This is a genomic window from Methylobacterium sp. (genome assembly GCF_028290105.1).
GTDB lineage: Bacteria > Pseudomonadota > Alphaproteobacteria > Rhizobiales > Beijerinckiaceae > Methylobacterium.
Map to the genome: position 1 here is coordinate 1 of NZ_JAQGKL010000229.1, position 2525 is coordinate 2525.

The window sequence follows — 2525 nt, forward strand, 5'->3', positions numbered from 1 at the left end:
GACCGCTCCGATGGAGGCCCGCAGGCCCGCGTCGCCCTCGGCGGCCCCCGCGCGCAGGAGGACAGCGTCCGGCACCGAGGCGATCCGGCGCTCCAGGGCGGCGAGGCCGGCTCTGCGCGCCTCGACGCTGGGCGCGGTCAGGAGGGTCGCCACCCCGGACGCGGTCTCGACGAGGGCGCGCTGGCGCAGGCCGAGCACCGGGGAGCGGCCGCCGGTGGCCGGACGCGCCGCGCCAGTGGCCGCCTCGGTGCCCTCGGGTGCGCCGGCCCGGTCGAGCAGCAGCGCGGTCTCACCGAGGCAGGCGAGGCGCCGGTCGAGGAGCGCGCGCAGCGTCGCGCCGGCCCAGGCGAGTTCAGCGGCATCGATGTCCGCGGCCTGGCTAAGGAACGCCTCCACGCCCCTCGTCTGCGCCGCGCCGTCCCCGCACAGAGACGTGGCGAAGGCGGCGCGATCCTGTGCCGGTGCGGCCGCCGACACGGGCTGCACCATCAGACCTGCGGCACAGAGAAGGCCGCCGAGCCAGATCCTGAACCGGCCCCGTCCCTCAACCATACGGGCTGAACGGCACGGGCTTGGGGGCATCGGGGGATTGCCAGAGGATATCGAAGCCCTGCTTCTCGTTGACCGAGCCGATGAAGACGCCGCGGGCGACGTAGTTGTTCTCGGGCGTCATGGTCAGGGTGTAGCCGGACGGGTCGGCGAAGCTCAGGCCGGCAAACGCCTTGCGCACCTCCGGCACGTCGAAGCTCCCGGCCTTGGCGGCGGCGAGCGCCCAGAGCTGGACGCTGTCATAGGCCGAGACCATCGGGTCGATGACCGTGCCGGCGCTGAAGGGCACGTTCCTGGCCTTCACGTAGGCCGCCCAGTCGGACAGGAACCGCGTGTTGGCCTCGGCCTTGGCCGCCTGGAGATAGGCCCAGCAATTCAGGTGTCCGACCAGCGGCGCGGTGTCGAGGCCCTCGAGATCGGCCTCCACCATGTCGAGGCCGAGGATCGGCACGTCGGTGGCGCGGATGCCCTGGTTGGCGAATTCGCGCAGGAAGTCGGGGATCGAGGAGCCGACGACGGTGAGCACGACGATGGGCTGACCGCCGGGCTCGGCGGCGAAGCTGCGGATCTGGTTGACCAGGGTCTGGAAGTTGGAGAAGCCGAGGGGCACGTATTCCTCGCGCCAGGCCGTTGCCGCCACTCCCTTGGACGTCCAGTAGGCCTTCAGCTGCTTGTTGATGGTGCGCGGCCAGACATAGTCCGAGCCGATCATGAAGAAGCGCTTGGCGCCGACGCCCTCCGCACCCATCAGGTAATCCACCGCCGGCAGCACCGAACTCGCCGGCGGCGAATTCACGTAGACGACGTTCTTGGAGTTCTCGTCGCCCTCGAAGTGGAGCGGATAGAACAGCAGCCCGTCATTCTGCTCCACCACCGGCAGTACGGACTTGCGCGACACCGAGGTCCAGCAGCCGAACAGGGCCGCGACCTTCTCCTGCTGCAGCATCTGCCGGCCGACCTGCGCGTAGAGGGGCCAATCCGAGGCCGGGTCCGAGGTCACGACCTCGATGCGCCGTCCGTTGACCCCGCCCCGGGCGTTGATCCCGTCGGCGGCCATGCGCACCACGTGGTTCAGCCGTCCCTCGAGATTGGCCATCGTGCCCGAGGACGAGAACAGGCAGCCGAGCTTGACCGTGTCGGCGGCCCAGGCCGGCCGGATGATGGCGGGGGCGGACAGGGCCGCCACACTCCCCATGAAACCGCGTCTCGTGAATTCGACCATCGCTCGGCGCCTCGTCCCGTGACGCCTGAATTGTCGGAGCCGGAGGCGCGGAGCGGAAGGCCAAATAGGCTGCAGCGCCGCCGGCCCTTGCGCAAAACCATGGCGTTTCGCCCATGCGACGGGCGATCACGCCGATGAGACGTCAAAATTTGCATAAGCCGGCGCGCGCTTCGTCTTCGCGTTTCGATGGCCCGGCGGTTCGTTTCTTGCTGCACGGGGGCGATGAGCATCGAACACGGGGGCTTTCGCGCATGCGCCGATCCCGACACACGGATCAGGAAATCGCCTTCCTGCTCCGGGAGGCGGAGCACGGAACCGCCATCGCGGCGATCTGCGCGGCCGCGCGGGTCTCCGTCGGGACGTTCTATCGCTGGCGCCGGCGTCTCGGCGGATTGCAACCGGCCGGCGTCGCGCGGCTCGGTGAAGCCGAGCGTGAGAATGCACGATTGCGCGCCGAGGTCAGCGCCCTCCGGCACGCCCTGCTGGTCCATGCCCCGACGGCCCCGCGCCTAACAAGCCCGGCAAGGGCCGACTCGCCCGCGCCGACCCCCGCCGCCCCGATTCGCTTCCGCGGCGGCCATGCCTCGGTCGGGCGCTACGCCTCCGTCCGGACCGCGAACTGACGACCGCCGTCCGCGCAACCCGCCCCGCTCGGTGCGTCCGGCCGTTGCCGCTCACAGCGCCGGCCACCGTTCCTGAGAGCGCCGCCTGCTGCACTGCCCCGTTGCGTGACGCTGCGCCATGGGCTACCAGA

The 2525-nt window shown here is 70.6% G+C and carries 2 protein-coding genes and 1 pseudogene; 1 reads left to right on the forward strand and 2 read right to left on the reverse strand.

Annotation, left to right across the window (positions count from 1 at the left end):
• Together JWQ05_RS16195 and JWQ05_RS16200 are read right to left on the reverse strand one after the other, a co-directional pair.
• Nucleotides 1-489: pseudogene (locus JWQ05_RS16195) on the reverse strand (urea ABC transporter permease subunit UrtB); the annotation flags it as partial.
• A 55-nt stretch (nt 490-544) separates the two neighbouring features.
• The gene (locus tag JWQ05_RS16200) at nt 545-1771 is read right to left on the reverse strand and encodes a transporter substrate-binding protein (protein ID WP_299660383.1); all 1227 of its coding nucleotides are present in this window, start codon (nt 1769-1771) and stop codon (nt 545-547) included.
• Between the two features lie 251 nt (nt 1772-2022).
• Here JWQ05_RS16200 and JWQ05_RS16205 point away from each other — a divergent pair, with 251 nt between their 5' ends.
• Nucleotides 2023-2394 carry a transposase gene (locus JWQ05_RS16205; protein WP_299660385.1) on the forward strand — a complete coding sequence of 124 codons (372 nt, stop codon included), beginning with the start codon at nt 2023-2025 and terminating at the stop codon, nt 2392-2394.
• Nucleotides 2395-2525 lie beyond the last annotated feature (131 nt).

Coding starts and splice junctions, on each gene's coding strand:
- JWQ05_RS16200 (WP_299660383.1), bottom strand. CDS start 1,771: ATGGTCGAATTCACGAGACGCGGTTTCATGGGGAGTGTGGCGGCCCTG.
- JWQ05_RS16205 (WP_299660385.1), top strand. CDS start 2,023: ATGCGCCGATCCCGACACACGGATCAGGAAATCGCCTTCCTGCTCCGG.